At 60.8% G+C, this 26,339-nt stretch carries 24 protein-coding genes; 15 read left to right on the top strand and 9 right to left on the bottom strand.

Annotated elements, in window-relative coordinates:
- Positions 1 to 30: 30 nt before the first annotated feature.
- The 4 genes from A4A58_RS16650 to A4A58_RS16635 form a co-directional block, all read right to left on the bottom strand.
- Positions 31 to 792, bottom strand: a complete 762-nt coding sequence (locus A4A58_RS16650; RefSeq protein ID WP_068734061.1) for an ABC transporter permease — start codon at positions 790 to 792, stop codon at positions 31 to 33.
- A 1-nt stretch (position 793) separates the two neighbouring features.
- Positions 794 to 1,714: an ABC transporter ATP-binding protein gene (locus A4A58_RS16645; RefSeq protein ID WP_068734059.1), complete on the bottom strand. Its 921-nt coding sequence runs from the start codon at positions 1,712 to 1,714 to the stop codon at positions 794 to 796.
- Between the two features lie 148 nt (positions 1,715 to 1,862).
- Complete coding sequence (locus tag A4A58_RS16640; RefSeq protein WP_068734057.1) at positions 1,863 to 2,150, bottom strand: type II toxin-antitoxin system HicB family antitoxin; 288 nt, start codon at positions 2,148 to 2,150, stop codon at positions 1,863 to 1,865.
- A gap of 2 nt (positions 2,151 to 2,152) precedes the next feature.
- Positions 2,153 to 4,621, bottom strand: coding sequence for an ATP-dependent helicase (locus A4A58_RS16635; protein WP_068734055.1), 2,469 nt, complete (start codon positions 4,619 to 4,621; stop codon positions 2,153 to 2,155).
- A 271-nt stretch (positions 4,622 to 4,892) separates the two neighbouring features.
- On the opposite strand from A4A58_RS16635, the gene A4A58_RS29700 reads away from it, so the two are divergent.
- Entirely contained in the window at positions 4,893 to 5,066 is a 174-nt protein-coding gene (locus A4A58_RS29700) for a DUF1328 domain-containing protein (protein ID WP_081421911.1), read from the top strand.
- Positions 5,067 to 5,069: 3 nt separating this feature from the next.
- On the opposite strand, the gene A4A58_RS16630 is transcribed toward A4A58_RS29700, so the two are convergent.
- Complete coding sequence (locus A4A58_RS16630; protein WP_068734053.1) at positions 5,070 to 5,576, bottom strand: thioesterase family protein; 507 nt, start codon at positions 5,574 to 5,576, stop codon at positions 5,070 to 5,072.
- Between the two features lie 81 nt (positions 5,577 to 5,657).
- On the opposite strand from A4A58_RS16630, the gene A4A58_RS16625 reads away from it, so the two are divergent.
- The 3 genes from A4A58_RS16625 (at position 5,658) to A4A58_RS16615 (ending at position 12,481) form a co-directional block, all read left to right on the top strand.
- Entirely contained in the window at positions 5,658 to 7,073 is a 1,416-nt protein-coding gene (locus A4A58_RS16625) for an FAD-binding oxidoreductase (protein ID WP_068734051.1), read from the top strand.
- 194 nt (positions 7,074 to 7,267) lie between these two features.
- Positions 7,268 to 8,584: an MFS transporter gene (locus tag A4A58_RS16620; RefSeq protein WP_068734050.1), complete on the top strand. Its 1,317-nt coding sequence runs from the start codon at positions 7,268 to 7,270 to the stop codon at positions 8,582 to 8,584.
- A 225-nt stretch (positions 8,585 to 8,809) separates the two neighbouring features.
- Positions 8,810 to 12,481, top strand: a complete 3,672-nt coding sequence (locus A4A58_RS16615) for an AsmA family protein (protein ID WP_068734048.1) — start codon at positions 8,810 to 8,812, stop codon at positions 12,479 to 12,481.
- Between the two features lie 56 nt (positions 12,482 to 12,537).
- Here the strand turns inward: A4A58_RS16615 and A4A58_RS16610 are convergent, their stop codons facing one another.
- From A4A58_RS16610 to A4A58_RS16595, 4 genes are all read right to left on the bottom strand, one after another.
- A complete protein-coding gene (locus A4A58_RS16610; protein WP_068734045.1) occupies positions 12,538 to 12,795 on the bottom strand; it encodes a ribbon-helix-helix domain-containing protein in 258 nt (85 codons plus the stop codon).
- Positions 12,792 to 12,980 carry a DUF4169 family protein gene (locus tag A4A58_RS16605; RefSeq protein ID WP_068734044.1) on the bottom strand — a complete coding sequence of 63 codons (189 nt, stop codon included), beginning with the start codon at positions 12,978 to 12,980 and terminating at the stop codon, positions 12,792 to 12,794. Before A4A58_RS16605 ends, A4A58_RS16610 begins: the two co-directional genes overlap by 4 nt.
- A gap of 291 nt (positions 12,981 to 13,271) precedes the next feature.
- Positions 13,272 to 14,684 carry a class II fumarate hydratase gene (gene fumC / locus A4A58_RS16600; RefSeq protein WP_068734042.1) on the bottom strand — a complete coding sequence of 471 codons (1,413 nt, stop codon included), beginning with the start codon at positions 14,682 to 14,684 and terminating at the stop codon, positions 13,272 to 13,274.
- A 108-nt stretch (positions 14,685 to 14,792) separates the two neighbouring features.
- On the bottom strand, positions 14,793 to 15,308 hold the full coding sequence (locus tag A4A58_RS16595) for an SspB family protein (RefSeq protein WP_068734040.1): 516 nt from the start codon (positions 15,306 to 15,308) through the stop codon (positions 14,793 to 14,795).
- Between the two features lie 256 nt (positions 15,309 to 15,564).
- Between A4A58_RS16595 and A4A58_RS16590 the strand changes: the two genes are divergently transcribed.
- The 11 genes from A4A58_RS16590 (at position 15,565) to A4A58_RS16540 (ending at position 25,779) form a co-directional block, all read left to right on the top strand.
- Positions 15,565 to 16,167: a chromate transporter gene (locus tag A4A58_RS16590; RefSeq protein WP_068734038.1), complete on the top strand. Its 603-nt coding sequence runs from the start codon at positions 15,565 to 15,567 to the stop codon at positions 16,165 to 16,167.
- The gene (locus A4A58_RS16585) at positions 16,164 to 16,700 is read left to right on the top strand and encodes a chromate transporter (RefSeq protein ID WP_068734036.1); all 537 of its coding nucleotides are present in this window, start codon (positions 16,164 to 16,166) and stop codon (positions 16,698 to 16,700) included. The genes A4A58_RS16590 and A4A58_RS16585 overlap by 4 nt, the downstream gene beginning before the upstream one ends.
- Positions 16,701 to 16,792: 92 nt before the next feature.
- Positions 16,793 to 17,293: a tripartite tricarboxylate transporter TctB family protein gene (locus tag A4A58_RS16580; RefSeq protein ID WP_068734034.1), complete on the top strand. Its 501-nt coding sequence runs from the start codon at positions 16,793 to 16,795 to the stop codon at positions 17,291 to 17,293.
- A 13-nt stretch (positions 17,294 to 17,306) separates the two neighbouring features.
- The gene (locus tag A4A58_RS16575; protein ID WP_081421909.1) at positions 17,307 to 18,872 is read left to right on the top strand and encodes a tripartite tricarboxylate transporter permease; all 1,566 of its coding nucleotides are present in this window, start codon (positions 17,307 to 17,309) and stop codon (positions 18,870 to 18,872) included.
- Between the two features lie 127 nt (positions 18,873 to 18,999).
- Positions 19,000 to 19,983, top strand: a complete 984-nt coding sequence (locus A4A58_RS16570; protein ID WP_068734032.1) for a tripartite tricarboxylate transporter substrate-binding protein — start codon at positions 19,000 to 19,002, stop codon at positions 19,981 to 19,983.
- Between the two features lie 168 nt (positions 19,984 to 20,151).
- Entirely contained in the window at positions 20,152 to 20,946 is a 795-nt protein-coding gene (locus A4A58_RS16565) for a thymidylate synthase (RefSeq protein ID WP_068734030.1), read from the top strand.
- Positions 20,943 to 21,476 carry a dihydrofolate reductase gene (locus A4A58_RS16560; RefSeq protein ID WP_068734028.1) on the top strand — a complete coding sequence of 178 codons (534 nt, stop codon included), beginning with the start codon at positions 20,943 to 20,945 and terminating at the stop codon, positions 21,474 to 21,476. Before A4A58_RS16565 ends, A4A58_RS16560 begins: the two co-directional genes overlap by 4 nt.
- 153 nt (positions 21,477 to 21,629) lie before the next feature.
- A complete protein-coding gene (gene hflK / locus A4A58_RS16555; RefSeq protein ID WP_068734026.1) occupies positions 21,630 to 22,784 on the top strand; it encodes an FtsH protease activity modulator HflK in 1,155 nt (384 codons plus the stop codon).
- Positions 22,781 to 23,674 (top strand): protease modulator HflC, encoded by an 894-nt coding sequence (hflC, locus tag A4A58_RS16550; RefSeq protein ID WP_068734024.1) that lies wholly within the window; start codon positions 22,781 to 22,783, stop codon positions 23,672 to 23,674. Before hflK ends, hflC begins: the two co-directional genes overlap by 4 nt.
- Before the next feature lie 167 nt (positions 23,675 to 23,841).
- The gene (locus tag A4A58_RS16545; protein ID WP_068734021.1) at positions 23,842 to 24,042 is read left to right on the top strand and encodes a DUF2065 domain-containing protein; all 201 of its coding nucleotides are present in this window, start codon (positions 23,842 to 23,844) and stop codon (positions 24,040 to 24,042) included.
- A gap of 198 nt (positions 24,043 to 24,240) precedes the next feature.
- Positions 24,241 to 25,779, top strand: coding sequence for a Do family serine endopeptidase (locus A4A58_RS16540; RefSeq protein WP_068734019.1), 1,539 nt, complete (start codon positions 24,241 to 24,243; stop codon positions 25,777 to 25,779).
- The last annotated feature ends 560 nt before the right edge of the window (positions 25,780 to 26,339 follow it).

Here is a 26,339-nt window from a genome sequence, read left to right as displayed (position 1 = left end):
CGCACCGGGCCGTTTTTGTTATCAGCGATTTCAGTTTTTCAGTTTGTAGCCGGTCTTGAAAATCCACCAGACGACGAACATGCAGATCACCAGGAACATGCAGGTGACGCCGATGCTCCAGCCGACGCTGACGTCGGAGATTTCGTAGAAGCTCCAGCGGAAGCCGCTGATCAGATACACGACCGGATTGAGCAGCGTGACAGTCCGCCAACCCGACGGCAGCATGCTGACGGAGTAGAAGCTACCGCCCAGGAAGGTTAGCGGCGTCACCACCAGCAGCGGGATCGCCTGCAGTTTCTCGAAACCGTCAGCCCAGATGCCGATGATGAAGCCGAACAGGCTGAATGTCACCGCTGTCAGCACCAGGAAGGTCAGCATCCACCACGGATGCAGGATGTGCAGCGGCACGAACAGTCCGGCGGTGGCCAGAATGATCAGGCCCAGCAGGATCGACTTGGTCGCAGCAGCACCGACATAGCCGAGCACGACTTCCACATAGGACACCGGCGCCGAGAGCAGCTCATAGATCGTACCGGTGAACTTGGGGAAGTAGATGCCGAACGAGGCGTTGGAAATGCTCTGCGTGAGTACCGACAACATCACTAGACCGGGCACGATAAAGGTGCCGTAGCTGACGCCCTCGATGGAGGTGATGCGCGAGCCAATGGCTGCGCCAAACACCACGAAATACAGCGAGGTGGAAATCACCGGCGAAACGATGCTCTGCAGCACAGTGCGCCAGGTGCGCGCCATTTCGAACAGATAGATGGCGCGGACAGCTCTGAAGTTCATGTTACTTCCTCACCAGGCTGACGAAGATGTCTTCGAGCGAGCTCTGCGTGGTGTCGAGATCGGAGAAGCGGATGCCGGATTCGCGGAGATCGCCGAGCAGGCTGGTGATCCCGGTGCGCTCGCTCTTGGTGTCGTAGCTGTAGATCAACTGATGGCCGTCCGCTGCCAGTTCGAGGTTGTAGTGAGCCAGGCTGGCTGGAATCTCCGTGACCTTGCCTTGCAGATACAGCTTGAGCTGCTTCTTGCCGAGCTGCTCCATCAGCTTGGTCTTTTCCTCGATCAGGATGATCTCGCCCTTGTTGATGACGCCGATGCGGTCGGCCATCTCCTCGGCTTCTTCAATGTAATGCGTGGTGAGGATGACTGTGACGCCGGCAGCGCGCAGCGTGCGGACGACTTCCCACATGCCCTTGCGCAGTTCGACGTCGACGCCGGCGGTAGGCTCATCGAGAAACAGGATCTGCGGTTCGTGCGACAGCGCCTTGGCGATCATCACGCGGCGCTTCATGCCGCCGGATAGCGTGATGATTTTGTTATCCTTCTTGTCCCACAGCGAGAGGTCTTTCAGGATTTTCTCGATCAGCGCCGGGTTCTTCGGCTTGCCGAACAGGCCGCGGCTGAAACTGACCGTGGCCCAAACCGATTCGAAGGCGTCGGTGTGCAGTTCCTGCGGCACCAGCCCGATCAGCGACCGCGCGGCGCGATAGTCCCGGGCGATGTCGTGGCCATCGACCGTGACCTTGCCGGAGGTAGCATTGGCGATGCCGCAGATGATGCTGATCATCGTCGTCTTGCCGGCGCCGTTCGGCCCCAGCAGCGCGAAGATCTCGCCGCGGTTGATGTCGAGGTCGATACCCTTCAAGGCCGTAAAGCCCGAGGCATAGCTCTTGGTCAGATTGGAAACGGAAATGATGGGAGACATCGGCGATATGATCGTTCGAAAAGGGGAAGGTAGAGGACCGGACGGTCATACCGGGATGCACGAACCGCGCAGCCGAAACGGCTTTGTCGGGCGCGGGGTGCGTACATAGGAATGAAGATGCGCAAGCGCAATCGCGGAATAGGCGATTTTAAGGCTGTTCTGCGGCTTCGTAGTCGATCTCGACAATGGTGCCACCGTCGGCTGCATCGGAAAATGTGGGGTCGCTGGTCAATTGCTCGATAGTGCGCGGCGTCGGAAGGCCTGTCGAGCCGTCCGGATTGCGCCAGTCCTCGGCAGCATATTCGAGCGTCTCCTCGGCTTCCGCGATGGCTTCATCGAGCGTGTCACCGGCGGTGACGACGCCGGGAAGATCGGGAAACGAGACGTTGAAGGTGCCGCTGGCATCTTTCTGGATGAGCGCGATATAGGTCGGCATTGTCAGACGCGTTCCACGAAACTATCAACGACCTTCTTCTCACCGGCCTTCTCGAACACGATGGTGAGCTTATTGCCGTCGATCTTGGTCACATTGCCGTAGCCGAATTTCTGATGGAAGACGCGGTCCTGCAGCGTGAAGTCGGACTCTGTGCCGGTGGACTTCGCGATCAACTCGCCTTCGATGGTCATCGGGCGCTTGTTCCGCGATGAAGAGGAGCCGCCGAAGGGCGACTGGCCTTCGCTGAAGCCGCTGCCGCCCTGTCCCCCGCCGCGCGAACGATTGGCCTGCGCACGCTGCCAGCCTGGTGTTGAGTAGCTCGAGCCGAAGGACTCCACATTGTCGAAGCGCGATGCGCCGTAGCCGCCTGCGCCGCCCCAGCCTGAACCGCCCTTTGATTCCGTGATCTCGACATTGGCCGCCGGCAATTCATCGAGGAAGCGCGACGGCATCGTCGTGTTCCAGGTGCCGTGAATGCGCCGGTTAGTGGCAAAATAGAGTTTCGCGCGGCGGCGTGCGCGGGTGATGCCGACATGGGCGAGACGGCGTTCTTCCTCGAGCCCGGCGCGTCCCTGATCGTCGAGCGCGCGCTGATGCGGGAACAGGCCTTCTTCCCAGCCCGGGAGAAAGACGTTGTCGAACTCAAGGCCCTTGGCGGAATGCAGTGTCATCACAGACACGGCATCCTCATCGGCGCCGCCTTCGCGGTCCATCACCAGCGAGATGTGTTCGAGGAAGCCCTGCAGGTTCTCGAATTCTTCCATCGAGCGCACGAGTTCCTTGAGGTTCTCAAGGCGGCCTGCAGCGTCGGCGGAGCGATCCTTCTGCCACATATCGGTGTAGCCGCTTTCGTCGAGCACGACTTCGGCAAGCTCGGTATGCGGCATCACTTCGCTTTGCGTGCGCCAGCGCTCAAAGCTCATCATCAGGTCGCGGAGACTGCCGCGCGCTTTCGGCTTCATCTCGTCGGTCTCGACGACCTGACGGGCAGCCTCAGAGAGCGGAATGCGACGCCGGCGGGCATGATCGTGCAGCATCTGCACGGTGGCATCGCCGAGGCCGCGCTTGGGCACATTGACGATACGCTCGAAAGCGAGATCGTCGGCGGGTGAGTTGATCACCCGAAGATAGGCCAGTGCGTCACGGATTTCGGCGCGCTCGTAGAAGCGCGGGCCGCCGATGACCCGATAGGGCAGGCCGAGCGTAACGAAGCGGTCTTCAAACTCGCGCATCTGGAACGACGCGCGCACCAAAATGGCGATGTCGTTGAGCTTGTTGCCCTCGCGCTGCAACTGTTCGATCTCTTCGCCGATAGCGCGCGCTTCTTCCTCGGAATCCCATGAGCCGGTGACGGTGACCTTCTCGCCGTCGACGTCCTCCGTGCGCAGCGTCTTGCCGAGGCGGCCTTCGTTATGCGCAATCAGATGCGATGCGGCGGCGAGGATGTGGCCGGTCGAGCGATAGTTGCGCTCCAGCCGAACGACCTTGGCGCCGGGAAAATCATGTTCGAAGCGAAGGATGTTGTCGACTTCGGCGCCGCGCCAGCCGTAAATCGACTGATCGTCATCGCCGACGCAGCAGATGTTCTTGAGCGGTGCGGTCGGTTTGCTGTCTGCCGATGGCGCGTCCGCTTCCGGCAGCACACGCTGCCCCGGCGCCTGCGACAGCAGCCGCAGCCACAGGTACTGTGCGACATTGGTGTCCTGATATTCGTCGACCAGAATATATTTGAAGCGTTGCTGATACTGCTTCAGCACATCCGGATGCTCACGGAACAGCCGGATACATTCCAGCAGGAGGTCGCCGAAATCCGCGGCGTTGAGTGTCTTCAACCGATCCTGATAGGCGGCATAGAGCTTGCCGCCTTTGCCATTGCCGAACACGGCGGCTTCGCCTGACGGTACCTGCGATGGCGTCAAGCCGCGGTTCTTCCAGCCGTCGATCAGATTGGCCAACATTCGCGCCGGCCAGCGCTTGTCGTCGATATTGTCGGCCTGCAGGAGCTGCTTGAGAAGCCGGATCTGGTCATCGGTGTCGAGCACCGTGAAGTTGGATTTCAACTGCACCAGTTCGGCATGGGTGCGCAGGATGCGGCCACCGATCGAGTGGAAGGTGCCGAGCCACGGCATGCCTTCAACCGCTTGGCCGAGCATGATGCCGAGCCGGTGCTTCATCTCGCGCGCGGCCTTGTTGGTGAAGGTCACCGACAGGATTTCGCCGGGTCGCGCACGGCCCATACTCAGGATGTGGGCAATCCGCGAGGTCAAAACCTTGGTCTTGCCGGTGCCGGCACCCGCGAGCACGAGGACAGGGCCGTCGAGCGTCTCGACGGCGTCGCGCTGCTCCGGATTGAGCCCGCTCAGATACTGTGCCGCTGGCGCCGCAGCAGCGCGCGCACGCGCGCCAATGCCGCCCGCCGCCGGTTGGTAGGCAGGGAGATCGTTGGCGGGCATTTTGCGTGCGTCACTCATGCGAATCGTATTTCGCCCACGTTGGCACCGCGGGGCCTTAAAGGGGAGCCTTCTTAGCAGGATAGGAGGGCATATAGGAGCTAGAGGCTTCTGGCGACAGACTTATCCCCGCATGGGGCTCCTCTGACGCCCGTTGGCACGCAGGAGCGCTCTCGTTTCAGTGATGTTGGCTGGTACGTGGGTCGGGAACTTTCGTTTTCGCTCCGGCTTGTTTCAGCATCAAGCGCGACGGCGAATGCCGCGTCAAAAACCAAAAACTGAGGTTTGTGCCATGTTCAGCTGGGTCGTTACCTTCCTCGTCATTGCTCTCATTGCTGGCGTTCTCGGCTTCGGTGGTATCGCCGGCGCCTCCATCGAAATCGCCAAGGCGATCTTCTTCATCGCCATCATCCTGTTCCTGATCTCTGCTGTTGTGGGCCTCGTCCGCGGCCGAACCCGGGTCTGACGGTTACTTCTTTGAGGGCATCCCGATCGATCGGCCGATGCCCTCGGGGCGATCTACGGATCGGTGCGCATTGGCCAGCGCCTGCACGCGGGCGCTGATATCAGGCGGAAACGGCGCAACCTTCCGGGCCGTCATGTCCATGTGGAGCGTCATGTTTTCCGACGTCGCCGACAGCCATCCCTCGGTGGCGTGGCGCAACTCCTTGAAGGTGTGAATGCGCTTGTCGTCCGCAGCGACAACCAGGATCGACACCTGCGCGGGATCACCGAGATGGATTTCCCTGACATAGCGAACATGGCATTCGGCCGTGAAGGTCGAGTTGTTGCGCGCCCTCATATATTCGGGACCGATCCCGATCTTGAGCCAAAGGTCGTCGATCGCCCGGTCGAACAGCACGTTGTAATAGGCCATGTTGAGATGGCCATTATAGTCGATCCATTGCGGTTCGATCTGCATGACATGCGCCCGGAAAGGGACGGGTTGCAGCAGATCGTCGGTTGGCTCAATCATCGGTAATTCCTGTTCCGCTCTCACGTCTCTTGACCCGTTATACAACCTTTGCCACGGTCCCGCCGCGTCGGAGGGACTGCTGTGGCTAGCATTGCGAACAATTTGAAACGACCGGAGCCGAAGGCCCTGGCCACGGCGCTTGAAGCGCTGACGGCGCGTTTTGGCAATCGGCTGGTGACGTCGCAGGCGGTTCGCGAGCAGCATGGCCATACCACGACATGGCTTGCCAACCAGCCGCCGGATGGCGTCGTGTTCGCGCAGGAAACCGCGGATATCCAGGACGTGGTCCGGATTTGTGCAGCGAACAAAGTTCCGGTGATCGCATTCGGCACCGGCACGTCGCTGGAAGGTCAGGTCAATGCGCCGGCAGGCGGCATTTGCATCGACATGCGCGACATGAACCAGATTCTGGAAGTACACAGCGAAGACCTCGACTGCGTGATCCAGCCCGGCGTCACCCGCAAGGCGCTCAATGAAAACCTGCGCGATCAAGGCCTGTTTTTCCCGATCGATCCCGGTGCCGATGCGTCGCTTGGCGGCATGGCCTCGACCCGTGCCTCCGGCACCAACGCAGTGCGTTACGGGACGATGCGCGACAACGTGCTCGCGCTCAAGGTCGTGCGCGCCGATGGTGAGATCATCAAGACCGGCACCCGCGCGAAGAAGTCTTCGGCTGGCTACGACCTGACGCATCTGTTTGTCGGCGCCGAGGGCACACTGGGTATCATTAGCGAGCTGACCATCAAGCTGCGTGGCATTCCCGAAAACATGGCTGCCGCATCATGTTCGTTCGCCACGGTTGCGGGCGCTTGTCAGGCGACGATTCTTGCGATTCAGACCGGCATTCCCGTTGCTCGGATCGAGCTGCTGAATGAGGCGCAGGTGCGTGCCTGTAATGCCTATTCCAAGCTGACGCTGCCGGAAACGCCGCTGCTGCTGTTGGAATTTCATGGCAGCGAGGCCGAAGTGGCCGAGCAGTCGCGAAATTTTCACGAGATCGCACTGGAATGTGGCGGCGGTGATTTCTCCTGGACGACGAAGCCGGAGGATCGCACCAAGCTCTGGCAGGCCCGTCACGATGCCTACTGGTCGGTGAAGAGCATGCGGCCGGGCTCCGATGTCGCGGCCACCGACGTCTGCGTGCCGATTTCCAAACTCGCGGAATGTGTCGCTGCGACGGAAGAGGATCTCGCGCGGCTCGGCCTGTTGGCGCCCATCGTCGGCCACGTCGGCGATGGCAACTTTCATTGCTCGATGGTCTGCGATCGCAACGATGCCAATGAGGTCGCCCGCGCGGAGGACTTCATGCACCGCCTCGCTCAACGGGCGCAGGCGATGGGGGGCACCTGCACGGGTGAACATGGCATCGGGCAAGGCAAGCAAAAGTATATGCAGGCCGAACTGGGCAGTGAGGCGCTCGACGCCATGCGGGCGCTCAAGAAGGCGCTCGATCCCGACAATATCTTCAATCCGGGGAAGATCCTGCCGCAGGCGTGACGCCAGGTTGCCGCATCCGGTCAGGCCGAATGCGGGCGGGAAAACTCGGCAGCAGCGATAATGCTTAACTATTCTTAAAAAGTTTAAAGTTGTAGATATAATTATATACCAGCATGGATTGCGCTTTTCGGTTACGGAAGGTGCGATCAAAAAGCTTTGACGCAGAATGCGTCCAATAAAAAAGGCATCATCCGATGCGGCTACCGTTTTTCTATGGTTGGGTCATCGTCGCCGTCACGTTCGTTTCCATGGCCATCGGGGTCAATGCGCGGACATCGTTCTCGCTGTTCTTCCCGCCAATTCTCCAGGAGTTCGGCTGGGACCGTGGCGTCACCGCCGGTGCCTTTTCATTCGGCTTCCTGATTTCCGCGATCATGAGCCCGCTGATGGGCAGGCTGATGGACCGCGGCGGCCCGCGAGTCGTCATGGAACTTGGCACCGTGCTGATGGCTGCTGGCCTGTTGCTGGCGCCGCTGACGACGCAACCGTGGCATTTGTACATGACCATCGGCGTTCTGGTCGGCGCAGGCAGCGTCTGCCTCGGCTATTCCGGACAATCGCTGTTTCTGCCGAACTGGTTCAGCCGCAAGCGCGGCCTCGCGGTCGGCCTCGCATTCGCAGGCGTCGGCATCGGATCGGTGACGGTGCTTCCCTGGGTGCAGGTGATGATCGAGCAGACCGGTTGGCGCACCGCCTGCACAGCCGTCGGGCTCGTGGTGCTGGTCGTGCTCGTGCCGATCAATTTGCTGCTGCGCAAACGCCCGCAGGATATGGGACTGCTGCCAGACGGCGATCAGGCGCCGACCTCGTCGGCGAAACATGTATCCAATGTGGTTGACCCGGTTTGGGCCAGTATCGACTGGACGCTGGCACGCGCCATACGAACGGCGCGGTTCTGGTGGCTCGCGCTCGGCCTGTTCGGTGGGCTGTATGCTTGGTATGCCGTCCAGGTCCATCAAACCAAGTATCTGCTCGACATCGGCTTCACGCCGGGTGTCGCCGCCTGGGCGCTTGGTATGGTCAGTCTGTTCGGTGTGCCCGGCCAGATATTTCTGGGTCATCTGTCCGATCGCATCGGCCGCGAATGGATCTGGACCGTCAGCGGTGTCGGTTTCGCAATCTGCTTTGCGTCCCTGATTGCGCTGGAGTCCGTACCGAGCCTGGCGCTCGTCTATGTCATGGTGATCTCGCAGGGCCTGCTGGGCTATGGCGTGACGTCCATTATGGGCGCCGTGGTTTCCGAGATTTTTCAAGGCGAGCATTTCGGCAGCATTTTCGGCACGCTCATGCTGGCGGCGCTGGCCGGCGGCGCCGCCGGTCCCTTGGTGACGGGTGTCCTGCACGACCACTTTGGTACCTATACGCCTGCATTTGCGCTTGGAATCGCAGTCAGCTTCCTCGCGACCTTCGCGGTCTGGATGGCGTCGCCGGGCAAGGTGAGGGCGGTGGCCGGACGTTTGCACCGCGCCCATGGCGCCGCGAAACCGCTGGAGCAGGGTGCTTCGACTTGATCGAAGCCGGGCGATTTGCCGCAAGCGGATGGCGAGGGATGGCTGATCTGGCCATGTATTGCGTGCTGTGACTTCGCCACAGTTGGTTCTATAAATAGATGCGTTCCCGCGTATTTCTGCGTGGCCGTGCAACGTCTGTAAGGCGTATTGCCGGGTGACGTGCTGCAAAGCACTTTGCTTGGCAGGCAGGCGGACATTCTGCCGGAACGCTTGAGGGGAGATTCAGTGCAGACGACACTGCTCGGCCTGGCAATTGCATTTATCCTGGCGCTGGTTGCTGCTCTGGTCGGGCCCTATTTCGTCGACTGGAATCAGTTCCGCCCGCAATTCGAGACTGAAGCCACGCGCGTGGTCGGTGCGCCCGTTCGCGTCAGCGGCGGGCTGGAGGCGCGGCTGCTGCCGGCGCCGTCGCTGCGGCTGCAGTCGATCACGGTGGGCAGTCCCAACGATCTCGGCAGGATCCGTGCAGACAATCTCGATGTGGAATTCAGCCTGAGTTCGTTGATGCGCGGCGAATGGCGCGCGACAGAACTCACCATCGGCGGCGCTGCGGTCGATCTCGGCCTCAATGCGCAGGGGCGTATCGAACTTCCGGCTTCCACAGGGTCATTCAATCTTGGCGCGCTGGCGATAGACCGGTTGAACGTCACCGGTCGTGCCGCACTCCATGATGCTGCGAGCAAGAGCACGCTCGAACTCTACGACGTCGCCTTCAGCGGCGATGTTCGCTCATTGGCGGCCGGCGCCATGCGCGGTGATGGCAATTTCCTGTTGTCGGGCGCTCGTTATCCGTTCCGTTTGTCCTCCGGGCCGACCGGTGACGGCAACGGCACGCGCGTTCGTTTCACTGTCGACCCCGGCGAGAAGCCCTTGTCCGTCGATCTCGATGGCGTGCTCAACTTCGACAATCGCACGCCACGCTTCGACGGCGCACTGACTCTCGCAAGCCCGGCCGGCCTGAAGGCGAATGGCGTGGGCGATCAACTGCCAACGCCGTGGCGCGTCTTCGCCAAGGTCAAGGCCGATCCGGCCGCTGCGCATATGGAAGCGCTTGAAGCCAGCTATGGCGCGGAAGAGACCGCTTTCAGGTTCGCTGGTCTTGCTGACATGCGCTTTGGCACATCGCCACTGCTGCATGCGGTGCTGTCGGCCAAGCAGCTCGATGCCGACCGCCTGCTTTCCAGAGATAATGCGACCAACGATGCGGTGACGCCATTCCCGGCGTTGCGCAGACTGTTGTTGAACATGCCGATGGCGCCCTTGGCGACGCAGATCGAGATTGGCGTGGAGCAGATCATGCTCGGCGGAAAGCCTGTGCAGAATATCGGCGCTGACCTGCGTAGCGATGCAGCAACATGGACGGTCGATCGTCTCGAGTTTCGTGCGCCAGGCGCGACCCGCGTCACGTTGAGCGGCGGCGCAGCACAGCCAGGTGCATCGGATGGCTTCAAGGGGGCCATCGCGGTCGAGTCGTCCGATCCGGATACGCTTGCTGCGTGGCTCAAGGGCCGAACAGACATTGGCTTGCGCAATCAGAAGCCGCTACGCATTCGCGGCAATATTACTTCGATGTCCAATCGCCTGGCCATCGAGGCACTCAAGGCGGAGATCGACGGTGGAACGGTCGAAGGTCGTGCTGCATATTCGTATCCCTCGGCCGCTGGCGGCTCCCGCTTCGATGCCGACCTGAAGGCCGACCGGCTCGATCTCGACGCAGCGGTAGCTTTGATCCGATCGCTTGGCGAGCCGCAGGCCGAGTGGCCCGATGGAGGGCAAGTGTCACTCGATATCGGCCGTGCTGTATCAGCCGGGCAGGAGATGCGCCCGTTCGTGGTGCAACTGGCCTACACTCCAAAGATGATCTCGGTCGATCGCTTCAAAGTCGGTGAAGCCACCGGCCTGATGCTCGACGGCCGCGCTTCGTTCGATCGCATGGAGGCCACGGGCGGACTGACACTCAACGCCACATCCGTATCGATGAGTCTGATCAGCAACATGCTCGCGCCGCTGGCGCCGTCTGTTGCGTCGCGGCTCAGCGCCATGACCGCGACGCCCGGCGCGGTTCGCGTCAAACTGTCGCTCGATCTGGCAAAGGATCAACAACGCGCCGATCGGACAAATGCGCGCGCCGTGTTCGATATCGATGCACCGCAAGTGAAGGGGACGACGACGTTGACCGCATCTCCTCCCATAGCGGCGATGCGCGGCGTCGACCTCAATGAGCTGTCGCGCAGCGATGTGGCACTCGAGTCCAAATTGGCCGGGCAGGGCGGGCAACTTCTCGCATTGTTGGGTTTGAGTAATGCGATCGCCGCAAGTGACGCCATTGTGAATTTCGAAGGATCGGCAAAAGGGCAATGGCGCGCGCCGCTGCGCGTCACGGCAAAACTGTCTGGCACGGATGTCGATGCCGATGTTCAGGGCAGTGCGGAGCCTTGGGCGGGATCACCGAAAGCATCGCTCACGCTTGCGATACGTCGCGCCAATCTGGCGCCGCTGGTCGCTCTCAAGCCGTCTGATGCGGTCGCGCAGAATGTCAGCCTGTCATCGCGGCTCACATTGAACGGCGACAAAGTTACGTTGGAAGATATCGACAGCACGTTGGCTGGTTCACGCGTGCGCGGCCGTATTGCGCTGACGCTTGGTGCCGAGAAAGCCATCGATGGTCAGATCGGCATGGATGCGATCGAACTCGGGCCGGCCTTCGGCTTTGCTATAGGCATGAGAGGTCGCGACGCCACGGATCCGCTCGGGCATGGTGTGCTGCAGGGATGGCGCGGGCAGTTGGCCTTTCAGGCGCTGCGCGGGACATTGCCCGGCGGCATTGAATTGCGCCCCGTCAGTGGCACTGTGAAGAGTGATGGCCAGGCCCTGACGATCGATACGATCAAAGGGTCTGTCGGTGGCGGCGAGATCACGGCTAATGTCGATCTCAAGCCATCGATCACCGGATATGCACTTGGGGCTCGCGTGCAATTCTCTGGCGTAGACGGAGCCGCCTTGCGCTATCGCTCACTGGCAATGCCCGCGGGCAAGACATCGCTGCGGATGACGCTGGCCAGTCAGGGGCGCAGTGCTTCGGCTCTGGAAGGCGCATTGTCCGGCAGTGGATTGCTGACGATCGACGGGGCGCGCATCAATGGCCTCGACCCACGTGCGTTCGACATTGCCATTCGCGCCAGCGATTCCGGGCAGGCCACGAATGACGCCAAGTTGCGTCAGATCGTCGATACCGCGATCACCGGCGGTGCATTGTCCCTAACTTCGGTGCAGGTTCCGTTCAGTATCAAGGATAGCCGCCTGCGCGTTGGTGCGACGACGCTCGATGGCGAAGGAGGGCGTGCGATTGTGTCCGGAGGTTACGATATCGTTGCCGACCAGGTGGATACGCGCGCGACATTGACCGGCACGAGCGCGGGGACGTCGAGCGTTCGACCGGAAGTTCAGATCTTCGCGGCGGGAACGCCTGATAAGCTCGATCGCACGCTTGATGTGGCGGCGTTATCATCCTGGCTCGCAGTGCGCGCAATCGATCGCGAGACGCGCCGGCTTGATTCGCTTGAACGCGGTGAGTTGCCACCGACGGCTGTGCCCGTTGCCGTTCCTCCGCCGTCCGCCTCGCTGCCCGTCGACACGCAGGCGCCCGCGAGTGATCCACCGACGGCCTCTGCGCCCTCCGATGTGCTTCTTCCCGGTCGCGATCCGCGCCGTCCGGCACCGAAGGCTGCTACGCCTCGTCCTGCGACGCCGCCTGTTGCAAGTCAGCAGGTTGCGCCGCTGCCTGCACCCATTGAAATTCGTCCGGCACCCGGTGCTGCGCGCGCACCAAGGCCGAGGCCCGCACCTCCACTTGTGCTGACACCGCCGACCGCGAGTTCAGCGCGGCCGACGTTCTGACGATGACTCAGCAAACACGACCGACGGCGAAGCGATTCGCTGAAGGTCGGCTGTGTTTACGCCGAGAGATTGTGCTCCGGCATCCGCTGTTGCGGAACGGCACGTGTACGGAAGTAATCGAGCACGAACAGCCGAATCGCGGACGACAAATTGCCCTGTTGACGGTTTGTGTCGATCTCACCAACCAGCTCAGAAAGCGTCATGTCGCGAAGATTCGAAATCTCCTTCATGCCGTTCCAGAACGCCTCTTCGAGACTCACGCTGGTCTTGTGACCCGCAACAACGATCGATCTCTTAACTACGGGCGATTTCATGATGCGTCCTCGCCATCGATGTGATGCTGATCCAGCACGTTGTTCGCACGGACTGTGCGCTGCTCCTGCAATGTTCGTTCTGACTTAGTTCGTCCGAAGCGCGCACGATTTATATCGGCCTGTTTTGCCGATTCCTCTCGTGCAGTGCGCTTCTTGAAGCGATTGAGATTGATCAGGTCACCCATGATCGCTCCTGTCTTTAAAAAATGATGGGGTGGGAAACGTCTTCACCATCCGGTAGTTGTACGAGACGAGGGTGAATTCGGTTTCGGTATCCATCCTAAAATATTCTCCGTAGTTCCAAACAAGCTCCGCAGAAAAATGAAGTCATCTACGAAGCGTAACCAGATCACCTTCTGTTGCATCACAAGGAAAAACGCGTCTGATATGCGACCATTCTAACCATTTAGCAGATATGAATTATAACTATTTCCTTCTGGAGTTATTCTCAACAAGCTGTGAGCAAATATTCTTGCTTACCCAGGATGTATCATTTTGGCCGGCTGAACAAGAAGATCGAACTCTGCTGCACTAACAAAACCGAGCCGCAGCGCTTCCTCCTTCAATGTCGTTCCGTTTGCATGAGCAACCTTAGCTACTTTCGCCGCGTTATCGTAACCGATTTTCGGTGCGAGTGCAGTCACGAGCATCAGTGATCGTTCCATCAACTCATGAATTCGTTTTTCATCGGCGCGAATTCCGTCGATGCAGTGCTCTGTGAAGGATCGCGCAACGTCCGCCATCAATTGGATGGACTGCATCATGCAATGGGCCATCACCGGCTTGTAGACATTGAGCTCGAAGTGCCCCTGACTGCCGGCCACCGTAATTGCCGTGTGGTTACCGAATACCTGACAGCATACCATTGTCATTGCTTCACATTGTGTCGGATTTACCTTCCCGGGCATGATCGATGAGCCAGGCTCGTTCTCCGGAAGGATCAATTCGCCAAGCCCGGAACGCGGGCCAGATCCGAGCAGCCGGATATCATTTGCAATCTTAAATAGACTAGTTGCAACCGAGTTGATCGCTCCGTGTGCAAACACATAGGCGTCGTTTGATGCGAGTGCTTCGAATTTGTTCGGTGCAGTGATGAAAGGGAGCTTGGTAATTGTTGCTGCGTGCTTCGCGAACAACTTCGCAAAACGAGGCTTGGAGTTGAGGCCGGTCCCGACTGCAGTTCCACCTTGGGCGAGCGGGTAGAGATCCTTCACTACGCTTCGCAAGCGTTTGATGCCGCTGTCGATCTGTGCGGCGTAGCCTGAAAACTCCTGCCCGAGCGTGAGCGGCGTCGCGTCTTGTGTATGCGTGCGTCCGATCTTCACGATCTTTGCGAAGGCTTTTTCCTTCTTGCGCAACGCAGCATGTAGTTCGCTTAGTGCGGGGATGAGGTACTCAACAATACCCTGCGTTGCCGCAATGTGCATCGCAGTCGGAAACGAATCGTTGGACGATTGACTCATGTTGACATGGTCATTGGGATGCACGGGCTTCTTGGCGCCGCGTTCACCGCCAAGAAGCTCATTCGCACGATTGGCAATGACCTCGTTGAGATTCATGTTGGTCTGCGTGCCGGAGCCGGTTTGCCAGACGACCAGTGGGAAGTGATCATCCAGCTTCCCGTCGATGACTTCGCGTGCTGCGCTCACAATGGCTTTTGCAAGCTTGGGCTCGAGAAGTTTGAGTTCGCGATTGGTTTCGGCCGCTGCCAGCTTGACGATGCCGAGCGCGCGAATGATCGGCATCGGCATGCGATCGTGACCGATCTTGAAATTCTGTCGCGACCGTTCCGTTTGCGCTCCCCAATAACGATCCGCTGCGACCTCGATCGGACCGAAGCTGTCGGTTTCGGTGCGGGTGGTGGCGGAGGTCTTCGAGGATTTGGCCATGGGTACGGTCCTTGCGATGCCGCGCTCCCTGCAGAGACTTCTGGCGGGTGCGGCGCATAAGAATGGGGCCGCGTGAACGCGGCCCCGACACCTTACAACGTCTTGCGATTATTTTTTCCGGAAGCGGTCTAAACGAACGACTTCTGCACCTTCGCCCGATTTTGGCGGTTCTTCCTCTAAAGCAGGCGCGGGCGGAGCTGGAGGGGCGGCGAGAGCAGATGCCGCAGTGGCTGCGGATGTCGCACCGGCAGCCGGGGTCTCTACAGCGGTTTCGGTTTCGAACTGAAGGCCGAACTGCACCGAGGGGTCGTAGAAGCTCTTGATGGCGTTGAACGGCACGACGAGGCGCTCGGGGATGCCGTTAAAGGACAGGCCGACCTCGAAGCGATCTTCGGTGACCACGAGATCCCAGAACTGATGCTGCAGGATCACCGTCATTTCCTCTGGATACTGGGCCAGCAGGCGCGGCGACAGTTTGACGCCGTCGGCCGTTGAAACGAAGGTGATGAAGAAGTGATGCTCGCCCGGCAGGCCATGTTCGGCAGCGTCGATCAGCACGCGGCGCAGAACGCCACGGAGGGCGTCGCGCGCCAGCACATCGTATCGAATATGATCGGTTGCCATCGGTCGGTCCCGTCGCTTGTCTTGGTCATGGCCATATATGGAGTGAAGGCGAGGCCGGAGGCCGACTCGCGTCACATACTGTTCTATCTATTCTATCCCGGTCTTGACCCGAGGTCAGCAGCCGGAAAAGCTGGCGCCCTCTATATATGACGCAAATTGGACGCGATACAGCCGGGCGGTCATTTCAACCGCCGATTGGCGTGAAAACAGGCAAAAATCGATTGGCCCGATGGGCGGATGGCCCTAGGTCTGGACCATGCGTCCAAGTTCACCACAGGCTGACGCCCCAGTTGCGGAACTCGCGTCGGCCTCGCCGCCGGGACTGCTGACGCTATTCCTTGCCTTTGCAAAGATGTCCCTGGCCGGTTTCGGAGGCGTTCTGGTCTGGGCGCGCCGGGCGATCGTCGAGCAGCACGGCTGGATGACGCCCGAGGAATTCAATGAGACTTTCGCACTTTGCCATTTCTTGCCGGGGCCGAATATCGTCAATCTGTCGGTTGTATTCGGATCGCGGTTTCGCGGTGTGCCTGGCGCCATTGCAGCCTTTGCGGGATTGCTGGGGCCGCCCGTGGTCATCGTGACCATTCTGGCGATCCTGTATGCACGCTTTGGGGATATCGACGCGCTGCGGCGCACACTAGCCGGCGTATCTTGCGCTGCGGTCGGACTGTTGTTCGCTGTGATTTTCCGAATGATGCTGCCGCTTCTGAAGAAGCGTGAGCCGGTCAGCCTGGCGCTGCTGGTCGCCGTTTTCGTCGCAGTTGGCGTGATGCGATGGCCATTGCCGGCCGTTCTTCTGGTGTCGATTCCCGTCAGCATCGGCCTGACCATGTTGATGCGACGGCGGGCGGCCGCATGAGCGACACGAACTCCGGATCGCTTGTCACGCTGGCCTGGTCGTTCGGGCTGATGTCGCTTTTTGCCGTGGGCGGCGCCAATTCGGCCATTCCCGAAATTCATCGGCTCGCGGTCGATGTCAACCATTGGATGTCCGACAAGCAGTTCGCGGATGTGTTTGCGATCTCGCAGCTGTCGCCGGGGCCGAACGTTCTCATTGTAACGTTGATCGGCTATCAGGTCGCCGGCATCCTCGGCGCGATGGTTGCAACGCTGGCCATGTGTGGGCCGACGGCCGTGTTTGCTTATTTTGTCAGCCAATTGCTTGCGCGGTCGAGCCACGCCCAATGGCCGGGAATCGTGCAGGCAGCGCTGGTGCCCCTATCAATAGGTCTCATGAGCGCCAGCGGGCTGGTTCTGCTGTTCGCTTCCGACACCACCTGGGCGGCGTTTCTGGTAACGGGGAGTGCCGCCGTTTTGGCGTTTGCCACGCGGCTTAACCCGCTATGGTTGTTAGTTGCCGGAGGCCTTATTGGTTTCGCTGGCGTTCTCTGACGAAAATCGCTAGCAAGCTTGACCACGGAGCCGTTGGGCGGTCTCCGAACGATGATGTTTGGGCTACAAGCTCGTGACAGGGGAACGTACCAATGAGTGATGCGCCGAGCCATGCGCCGGAGAAATCCATCTTACCGAGCTGGGTCAAAGGCCCTCAGGACTTTATCGGCGGCATCGCATTGATGGCCATCGCAGCCTTCGCGCTGTGGGCTTCCAGTGATCTTCAGGGCATGCATGGCTTCTCCTTCGGCGCAGGCACTGCGCCACGGATGTTCGGTATTCTGTTGCTGGCCCTCGGCGCAGCGGTAACGGTCGTCGGTGTGCTCACGGAAGGTCCAAGGCTCGCCGTCTATGCTTGGCGCGGACCGCTGTTCGTATCGCTGGCGATTCTGTGCTTCGCGCTCTGCATTCGTCCGATGGGCATGGTCTTCTCTGCAATGGCATCGTTCCTGATCGCTGCGCTCGGCACGGCCGAGACGCAGTGGAAGGAAACGATCATCGTCGGCGCTTGCCTCACGGCGTTCTGCGCTTTGCTATTTCCGTACGCGCTTGGTCTGCCGCTGCAGATGTGGCCGACGTTTCTGATCCGCTGAGGGCGAGGGCGCTATGGGTGATCTGTTTTCAAATCTCGGTCTTGGCTTCTCGACCGTTTTCCAGTTCGTGCAATGGGCGCCGCCTTTCTTGGGCGGATTGTCGATTCCGATTCCGATCAACATCCTGCTGTGTCTGATCGGCGCACTGGTTGGTACGCTGGTTGGCGTATTGCCGGGCATCGGCACTATTGCCACGGTGGCCATGCTGCTGCCGATCACTTTCGGTCTGCCGCCGGTCGGCGCGCTGATTATGCTCGCCGGCATCTATTACGGCGCGCAGTACGGTGGTTCGACTACGTCGATCCTCGTTAATATTCCCGGTGAAGCCGGTTCCGTTGTCACTGCGCTCGACGGTTTCCAGATGGCCAAGCAGGGCCGCGCAGGTCCGGCGCTTGCCATTGCTGCGATCGGTTCGTTCTTCGCAGGTTGCGTTGCAACAGTGCTGATCGCCGTGCTCGGCGCGCCGCTCACCAAGCTCGCTCTGGCCTTCGGCCCGGCCGAATACTTCTCGCTGATGGTGCTCGGCCTGATCTTCGCTGTCGTGCTCGCGAAGGGCTCGGTGCTGAAGGCGATCGCGATGATCGTGTTCGGTCTGCTGCTGTCCATGGTCGGCTCCGACATCGAGACCGGCGCATCGCGTATGTCGTTCAACATTCCCGAACTCGCCGACGGTCTGGGCTTTGCCACGGTCGCTATGGGCCTGTTCGGCTTTGCTGAAATCATCCGCAATCTGGATGCCGGTGGCGAAGAAGATCGCGACCTGGTGCAGCAGAAGGTCACGGGCCTGATGCCGACCAAGAAGGACTTGAAGGACTCCGCGCCGGCAATTCTGCGCGGCACGGTGCTCGGCTCCATTCTCGGCATTCTGCCGGGTGGCGGCGCGGTTATCGCGTCCTTCGCCGCTTATACGCTTGAGAAAAAGCTGTCCAAGCATCCGCAGCGGTTTGGCCGTGGTGCCATCGAAGGCGTTGCCGCACCGGAAAGCGCGAACAATGCTGCAGCGCAGACATCGTTCATTCCGCTGCTGACGCTCGGCATTCCGCCCAATGCGGTGATGGCGCTGATGGTCGGCGCGATGACCATTCATGGCATCGTGCCCGGTCCGCAGGTCATGCAGAAGCAGCCCGAACTGGTCTGGGGTATGATCGCCTCGATGTGGATCGGCAACCTGATGCTGCTCGTGATCAACCTGCCGCTGGTCGGCATCTGGGTCCGACTGCTGCGCGTGCCGTATCGGCTCATGTTCCCGTCGATCGTGGTGTTCTGCAGCATCGGTATCTATTCGGTGAACAACGCGCCGATGGACGTGGTGCTCGCAGGCGTGTTCGGTTTGCTCGGCTACTGGCTGATTAAGCACGACTTCGAACCGGCTCCATTGCTGCTCGGCATGGTGCTCGGGCCGCTGATGGAAGAGAACCTGCGTCGTGCGCTGTTGATCTCGCGTGGCGACGCGACGGTATTTTTCACCCGTCCGTTGTCGGCCAGCCTGATGGCAATCTCGGCGTTCCTGCTGGTCCTCGCTCTGCTTCCCGCACTGCGAAAGAAACGCGACGAAGTCTTCGTCGAATCTGAGAGCTGACGAATCTCTCCACGCGTCTGCGTCGTTACGCCACGGCCCGAAGTCGAATAGACTTCGGGCCGTGGCTTGTATTCAGTCCCGCGACTGTCGTTATTTTCGCGGCAAAAACATTTTCGGAGGAAACCAAATGAAGCTGTTCAATCGCAGAGTTGCGATCAGTGGCCTGGCGGCCGTCGCCGGCTTCGGCGCACTGGCAACCACTGTTCAGGCGCAGGAATACCCGACGCGCAACATCACCATGATCGTGCCGTTCGCGGCCGGTGGCCCCACCGACGTCATCGCGCGCATCGTCGCTGCCGATATGTCGAAGACGCTCGGCCAGCAGATCATCATCGAGAACGTCGTCGGCGCTGGTGGCACGACCGGCGCGACGCGTGCGGCGCGTGCGGCCAATGATGGTTACACCATCATCACCGGCCACATGGGCACCCATGCTGCGGCCGTGCCGCTCTATCCGAAGCTCGCTTATCACCCTGAGAAGGATTTCGAGCCCGTCGCGCTGCTGGCCGGCACGCCAATTCTGATCCTGGCGAGGAAGGATTTCGCGCCGAAGGATCTCAAGGAATTCGTCACCTATGTGAAGGCCAACAGCGACAAGTTGAACATGGCCCATGCCGGCGTCGGTTCTGTGTCGTATTCGTCCTGCGAATTGCTGAGCTCGGTTCTGGATATCAAGCCGACCGGTGTGCCGTTCAATGGCACTGGTCCGGCGATGAACGCGCTGGTCGGTGGTCAGGTCGACTATATGTGCGACCAGATCGTCAATGCCGTTCCGCAGATCAAGGGCGGCACCATCAAGGCGTATGCGATCGCGACGCCCGATCGTAACCCGTCGCTGCCAGACGTCCCGACCACCACCGAAGCCGGTCTGCCGAAGTATCAGGCCTCTGCCTGGAACGCGATCTTCGCGCCCAAGGGCACGCCTGCGGCGATCACTGCCAAGCTGAACGCCGCCGCCGCCAAGGCGCTGGACGACGAGAACGTCAAGAAGCGTCTGCTCGATCTCGGCTCGGACATTCCGAAGCCGGAAGCCCGGACCCAGGCTGCGCTCGGTGAGCTGGTGAAGAGCGAGGTTGCCAAGTGGTCGGCGGTATTGAAGCCGGCGATGTGATCGGGAACCGGCTAACCGGTTGATTTCAAGGGCTGGATCCCCAGGGGATCCGGCCCTTGTCGTTTGCCGGGCAGGGACACACTTTTCCGGGTATAATCCGGGAATCGGCGTGTCCGACCATCGGCCGAGGCGATAAGTTCGCCCGCTCACGAGCCCGCAAGACCGACCATGAACCAGTATCACGACCTGCTAGAGCGAATCCTGAGCGACGGTGCCGAGAAGCACGACCGCACCGGCACAGGCACGCTGTCGGTGTTCGGCCATCAGATGCGCTTCAAGCTCGGCGATGGCTTCCCCGTCCTGACCACCAAGAAGTTGTCGCTCAAGGCGATCATCCACGAGCTGTTGTGGTTTTTGGCAGGCGATACCAATATCAAATATCTCAAGGACCACGGCGTCTCGATCTGGGATGAATGGGCGGACGCCAATGGCGATCTCGGTCCGGTCTATGGATCGCAGTGGCGCTCATGGCCGGCGCCCGACGGACGCAGCATCGACCAGATCGCCAATGTGATTGACATGATCAAGCGCAATCCGAACTCGCGCCGGCTGATCGTGACGGCGTGGAATCCCGCCGAGATCGACAAGATGGCGCTGCCGCCGTGCCATTGCCTGTTCCAGTTCTACGTCGCCAACGGCAAGCTGTCCTGCCAGCTCTATCAGCGCTCTGCGGATGTCTTTCTGGGCGTGCCTTTCAATATTGCGTCTTACGCGCTGCTGACGATGATGATCGCGCAGGTGACGGGCCTGAAGGCCGGCGATTTCATCCATACGCTCGGCGACGCGCATCTCTATTCCAACCATCTGGAACAGGCGCGGCTGCAACTGACGCGGCCGACACGCGCGCTGCCGGTGATGAAGATCAATCCGAACGTGAAGGACATTTTCGCGTTCCGCTACGAGGACTTCACCCTCGAAGGCTACGATCCGCATCCGCATATCAAGGCCGAGGTTGCGGTGTGAGCTCAACGACGGCTGTCCCTCAGATCGTGCTCGTCTATGCCGTCGCCGAGAACGGCGTGATCGGGCAGGGCAGTGCTATTCCATGGCGGCTGAAGTCGGACATGCAGCGCCTCAAGGCGCTGACGATGGGCAAGCCGATTGTGATGGGCCGGAAGACGTTCGAGTCATTGCTCAAACCGCTGCCGGGACGCACCAATATCGTCATCACACGCAATGCGGGCTATCAGGCCGCGGGAGCCGTAGTCACCACGTCGCTGGCCGATGCACGCGCGGTGGCGACTGGCGATGCGCTGCGGCGTTTGGTCACTGAGATTGCCGTGATCGGCGGCGCCGAGATCTATGCCCAATGGATGGGGATCGCCGACCGCCTCGAAGTCACCGAAGTTCACGCGCAGCCAACCGGCGATACCTTTATGCCGCCAGTCGATCTCACTGTGTGGGAAGAAGTGGCACGCGTCAGGAATGCCGCGGCGGGCGAGGACAGCGTCGATTTCTCCTATGTGACATATTGCCGGAGAGCGCCTCGTTAACTGCGTTTTCCGCCCGTTAACATTGACTTTCGCGGCCTCGGGCATAGCTCCAGCGATCAAGAACCCCGCGTTGTAAGAGCTGGGGTCGTCCCCTATAAAGCCACGCAGACGTGGCGAGACCGGTATGTCCGGCCGCGCAGAGGAGAGTGTTGAATGCCGTGGAAGAATCAAGGCGGAGGCCCATGGGGCTCTGGTCCGAAGGGACCTTGGGGTTCTGGTCCGCAATCGTCCGGACCGAAGCCGCCTGATCTTGAGGATTTGCTGCGCAAGGGGCAGGACCGCTTGCAGTCGATGTTGCCCGGCGGCTTCGTCAGCGGCATGGGCATCGCGCTGGTGCTCGTCGTGGCGCTCGTGATCTGGGGTCTGTCCGGTTTCTTCCGCGTGCAGTCCGAAGAGCTCGGTGTCGTCCTTCGGTTTGGCAAGCATGTGCGTACCGTGCAGCCCGGCCTGAACTATCATCTGCCATATCCGATCGAGACCGTGCTGTTGCCGAAGGCGCTGCGCGTATCGACGCTGTCGGTCGGCATGTCGATCATGGAAGACACCGGTCGCCGCGGCCGCAGCATCCGCGATGTGCCGGAAGAAAGCCTGATGCTCACCGGCGACGAAAACATCGTCGATGTCGACTTCACCGTGTTGTGGCGCATCAAGCCCGACGGTGTCGGCAACTTCCTGTTCAACATCCAGAACCCCGAAGGCACCGTGAAAGCGGTGGCCGAGAGCGTGATGCGTGAAGTCGTTGGCCGCGCCAACATTCAGCCGATCCTCACCGGCGCACGCACCACCACCGAAACCCAGGTGCAGGAACTGATGCAGAAGACGCTCGACGGCTATAGCGCCGGCGTCCTGATCCAGCAGGTCCAGTTGCAGAAGGTCGATCCGCCTGCCCAGGTGATCGATGCGTTCCGTGACGTGCAGGCGGCACAGGCCGACGCCCAGCGTCTGCAGAACGAAGCCCAGACCTACACCAACCGTGTCGTGCCCGATGCGCGCGGTCGCGCTGCGCAGATCCTGCAGGTCGCCGAAGGCTATCGCGAACAGGCGATCGCCGAAGCCAAGGGCCAGAGCGCGCGCTTCCTGAAAGTCTATGACGAGTACAAGAAGGCGCCTGACGTAACCCGTCAGCGTATCTATCTCGAAACCATGGAGCGGATCCTCGGCGGTGCCGAGAAGCTGGTCTATGACAGCGGCCAGGGCGCGGGTGCTTCGCAAGGCGTCGTGCCTTATCTTCCCTTGAATGAACTGACGCCGCGGCGTCAGCCTCCGGCGCCATCTGGTCAGCCTCAGCAGAGCGGGAGCACCCGATGAAAACCGGCATCTCAGGTATCGTTGCACTGATTGTAGTGCTGGTGCTGGTCATCGTGGGCTTTGGCTCGATCTATACGGTGCGCCAGACTGAACAGGCCCTCGTGGTGCGACTCGGCGAGCCCGTCCGCGTGGTCACCGAACCGGGTCTGAACTTCAAGATTCCGTTCATCGACAGTGTTATCTCGATCGACAAGCGTATCCTCGATCTGGAAAACCCGGCTCAGGAAATCATCGCCAACGACCAGCGTCGTCTGGTGGTCGATGCCTTCGCCCGCTACAAGATCAAGAACGCGTTGCGCTTCTACCAGAGCATCGGGTCGATCCAGGCGGCGAACATCCAGTTGACCACGCTGCTCAACGCGGCCATGCGCCGTGTGCTCGGCGAGGTCACCTTCATCCAGATCGTTCGCGACGACCGTGAAGGCCTGATGAACAAGATCCGCGATCAGCTCGACAAGGAAGCCGATGGTTACGGCATCTCCGTCGTCGATGTTCGTATCCGCCGCGCCGATCTGCCGGAGGCGAACAGCCAGGCGGTGTATCAGCGGATGCAGACCGAGCGTCAGCGGGAAGCTGCTGAATTCCGCGCGGGCGGTGGCCAGAAGGCGCAGGAGATTCGCTCCAAGGCCGATCGTGAAGCAACAGTCATTATCGCCGATGCGAACTCGACGGCTGAACAGACGCGCGGTGCCGGTGACGGCGAGCGCAACCGTCTGTTCGCCGAATCTTACGGCCAGGATCCGGAGTTCTTCGCGTTCTATCGCTCGATGACGGCTTACGAGAACGGATTGAAGAGCAACGATACCCGCTTCCTGCTGCGGCCGGATTCGGAGTTCTTCCGCTTCTTCGCCAATCCGTCGGGAAAGCCCCCCGCGGCAAAGCCGCAGTAACGGCGTCGTCAATTAAGCTTACGCGGATACCTGTTTTGCGTTCGCTGCCACTCTGATCTAAGGATGAGGCGCGCCATCGTGGTGCGCCTCATTTGTTTTCAGAAAAGCGCCAAGAAAACTGCCAAGAAACTGCGGCCAGGGTGCGAAGGTTCGGGAGTTGAAGTCGGATGAGGTCCATAGCGTTTGCCGACTTCCTCATCGGCATCGGAATCCTGTTCGTATTCGAAGGCATCCTGTTCCTGGCATTTCCCGGATGGATGCGCCGCGCGATGAAGAGCGCGCTGCAAAGCCCTGACAACATCCTGCGCATTGCCGGTCTGGTCTCGGCCGTCGGCGGCCTGATCCTGATCTGGGCGATCCGGCGCTAGCGGCGGCTCGTAATCTCTCCGGGCGTCCGAAAAAGCTCTTCCCGATCAACGCGATCGTGCACCCCTGCGTCCGCATTCCGCCGCAATCCACGTCCCAGATGGGCCAGCCGGATGGCCCGCGCGAAGGCTTGCGCGATGTCGCCGTTCGGGCGCACTCTCAGTCAAATTTGCCGACTCTCTTTTGGAGACGTTTCCGACATGTCCATCGCTCATCCCTCTCTGAGCTCCGTTTCGCGCCGCGCATCGTATAGCGGCCTGCGTCCGCTGCTGACGGCGCTTTGTTTTGGCGCCGCGGTCGCCACATTTTCCGCGCCGGCCTCGGCCCGCGGACCGGATGGCATCGCCGACGTTGCCGAGAAGGTGATCGATTCCGTGGTCAATATCTCGACCACCTCGACTGTCGAGGCGAAGAACAGCGACAAGGGGGAGGGCGGTGGCCGCGGGGCAATGCCGCAACTGCCGCCAGGCTCGCCGTTCGAGGAGTTCTTCGACGACTTCTTCAAGAACCGGGGCGGGCGCCCTGGCGGCGACAAGAATGGCGGCCTGCAGCCGCGCAAGACCAATTCGCTGGGCTCCGGTTTCATCATCGACACCTCGGGTGTCGTGGTCACGAACAACCATGTCATCGATGGTGCCGACGAGATCACCGTCATCATGAATGACGGTACCAAGATCAAGGCGGAGCTGGTCGGCGTCGACAAGAAGACCGATCTGGCCGTGCTGAAGTTCACCCCGGTGAAGCCGGTGGTTGCCGTGAAGTTCGGCGACAGTGAAAAGCTGCGCCTCGGCGAATGGGTAATCGCCATCGGCAATCCGTTCTCGCTCGGCGGCAGCGTTACTGCGGGCATTGTCTCGGCGCGTAACCGCGAGATCAGCAACAACAGCCCCTATGACAGCTACATCCAGACCGACGCCTCGATCAATCGCGGTAATTCGGGCGGTCCGCTGTTCAACCTCGAGGGCGAAGTGGTTGGCGTGAACACGCTGATCATCTCGCCCACCGGCGGCTCCATCGGACTCGGCTTCGCCGTGCCGTCGAAGACTGTGGTCGGCGTCATCGAGCAGCTCCGCGAATACAAGGAAGTCCGCCGCGGCTGGCTCGGCGTGCGGATCCAGCCGGTCACCGACGAGATCGCCGAGAGCCTGAACATCAAGCCCGCCCGCGGTGCGCTGATCGCTGGCGTCGACGACAAGGGACCGGCCAAGCCTGCCGGTCTCGAGCCCGGCGACGTGGTGATCAAGTTCGATGGCCGCGACGTCAAGGAGCCGAAGGACCTGTCGCGCATCGTTGCCGGCACCGCCGTCGGAAAGGCGGTCAATGTGCTGATCATTCGCAAGGGCAAGGAAGAGACCAAGCAGGTCACCCTCGGACGTCTCGAGGATGACAAGCCGGTGCAGGCCTCGATCAAGGCCACGCCGGAAGCCGAGAAGCCGGCGACGCAGAAGGCGCTGGGCCTCGACCTCACCGGCCTCAGCAAGGACCTGCGCACCAAGTACAAGATCAAGGACAGCGTGAAGGGTGTCATCGTAACCGGCGTCGATGCCGGCTCTGACGCCGCCGAGAAGCGCCTGACTGCCGGCGACGTCATCGTCGAGGTCGCGCAGGAAGCGGTCACCAATGCCGCCGACGTCAAGAAGCGCGTCGATGCCTTGAAGAAGGACGGCAAGAAGTCGGTCCTGCTGCTGGTGTCGAATGCCGAAGGCGAGCTGCGCTTCGTTGCATTGAGCGTGCAGTAGGGGCGGTCCTTATCCCTCCCCCGCGTTTGCGTGGGGAGGGTGGCCGGCCGATAGGCCGGTCGGGTGGGGGTGGTGCCGCACGCGTCGAGTTCGCGGAGACACCCCACCCCGGCCTCCACTTCGTCGATGCTACGCATCGTCTCGTTTGGCCGACCCTCCCCACTGCGCTACGCTAGGGGGAGGGATTCCTTTGGCGCTTGGGCGCCATCACCTATGTAAATTTCAAACAGCCACTGCCCATCAGACATGCGTCATCGCCCCCATTGTTTGCGGCGCGGGGGCGCCGTCGTCGCTTGCATTCCCGCCCCCTTGTGAGAGGGCGTGCGGAACGCCGGGTGCCCGTTGCACCCTTGGGCCTGATGCTGATGCGGTCTTCCGCAATTGAGTGCATCAGGGCTTTCGGAGGCGCCGAGCGATTGCCCAGCGTTCCGCCTGCGGTGTTTTTTCGGTTGCTTGCGCTTCGCCATGGCGAACGATCCGATCACCAAAATTACAGTCCCAAGGCGAAGGGACAGGGTGCCTCAAGCGAGTAAGCCGAACGCGTTTTGACCTGGTCGTCC

The organism is Tardiphaga robiniae (assembly GCF_001618955.1).
Lineage (GTDB): Bacteria > Pseudomonadota > Alphaproteobacteria > Rhizobiales > Xanthobacteraceae > Tardiphaga > Tardiphaga robiniae_A.
The sequence above is the reverse complement of the archived record's forward strand: the minus strand, read 5'-3'. Positions and strand labels throughout refer to the sequence as shown.

Coding starts and splice junctions, on each gene's coding strand:
- A4A58_RS16610 (WP_068734045.1), bottom strand. CDS start 12,795: ATGAAATCGCCCGTAGTTAAGAGATCGATCGTTGTTGCGGGTCACAAG.
- hflC (WP_068734024.1), top strand. CDS start 22,781: ATGAAAACCGGCATCTCAGGTATCGTTGCACTGATTGTAGTGCTGGTG.
- hflK (WP_068734026.1), top strand. CDS start 21,630: ATGCCGTGGAAGAATCAAGGCGGAGGCCCATGGGGCTCTGGTCCGAAG.
- A4A58_RS16605 (WP_068734044.1), bottom strand. CDS start 12,980: ATGGGTGACCTGATCAATCTCAATCGCTTCAAGAAGCGCACTGCACGA.
- fumC (WP_068734042.1), bottom strand. CDS start 14,684: ATGGCCAAATCCTCGAAGACCTCCGCCACCACCCGCACCGAAACCGAC.
- A4A58_RS16635 (WP_068734055.1), bottom strand. CDS start 4,621: ATGAGTGACGCACGCAAAATGCCCGCCAACGATCTCCCTGCCTACCAA.
- A4A58_RS16595 (WP_068734040.1), bottom strand. CDS start 15,308: ATGGCAACCGATCATATTCGATACGATGTGCTGGCGCGCGACGCCCTC.
- A4A58_RS16640 (WP_068734057.1), bottom strand. CDS start 2,150: ATGCCGACCTATATCGCGCTCATCCAGAAAGATGCCAGCGGCACCTTC.
- A4A58_RS16565 (WP_068734030.1), top strand. CDS start 20,152: ATGAACCAGTATCACGACCTGCTAGAGCGAATCCTGAGCGACGGTGCC.
- A4A58_RS16590 (WP_068734038.1), top strand. CDS start 15,565: ATGCGTCCAAGTTCACCACAGGCTGACGCCCCAGTTGCGGAACTCGCG.
- A4A58_RS16580 (WP_068734034.1), top strand. CDS start 16,793: ATGAGTGATGCGCCGAGCCATGCGCCGGAGAAATCCATCTTACCGAGC.
- A4A58_RS16545 (WP_068734021.1), top strand. CDS start 23,842: ATGAGGTCCATAGCGTTTGCCGACTTCCTCATCGGCATCGGAATCCTG.
- A4A58_RS16585 (WP_068734036.1), top strand. CDS start 16,164: ATGAGCGACACGAACTCCGGATCGCTTGTCACGCTGGCCTGGTCGTTC.
- A4A58_RS29700 (WP_081421911.1), top strand. CDS start 4,893: ATGTTCAGCTGGGTCGTTACCTTCCTCGTCATTGCTCTCATTGCTGGC.
- A4A58_RS16540 (WP_068734019.1), top strand. CDS start 24,241: ATGTCCATCGCTCATCCCTCTCTGAGCTCCGTTTCGCGCCGCGCATCG.
- A4A58_RS16620 (WP_068734050.1), top strand. CDS start 7,268: ATGCGGCTACCGTTTTTCTATGGTTGGGTCATCGTCGCCGTCACGTTC.
- A4A58_RS16575 (WP_081421909.1), top strand. CDS start 17,307: ATGGGTGATCTGTTTTCAAATCTCGGTCTTGGCTTCTCGACCGTTTTC.
- A4A58_RS16650 (WP_068734061.1), bottom strand. CDS start 792: ATGAACTTCAGAGCTGTCCGCGCCATCTATCTGTTCGAAATGGCGCGC.
- A4A58_RS16570 (WP_068734032.1), top strand. CDS start 19,000: ATGAAGCTGTTCAATCGCAGAGTTGCGATCAGTGGCCTGGCGGCCGTC.
- A4A58_RS16630 (WP_068734053.1), bottom strand. CDS start 5,576: ATGATTGAGCCAACCGACGATCTGCTGCAACCCGTCCCTTTCCGGGCG.
- A4A58_RS16645 (WP_068734059.1), bottom strand. CDS start 1,714: ATGTCTCCCATCATTTCCGTTTCCAATCTGACCAAGAGCTATGCCTCG.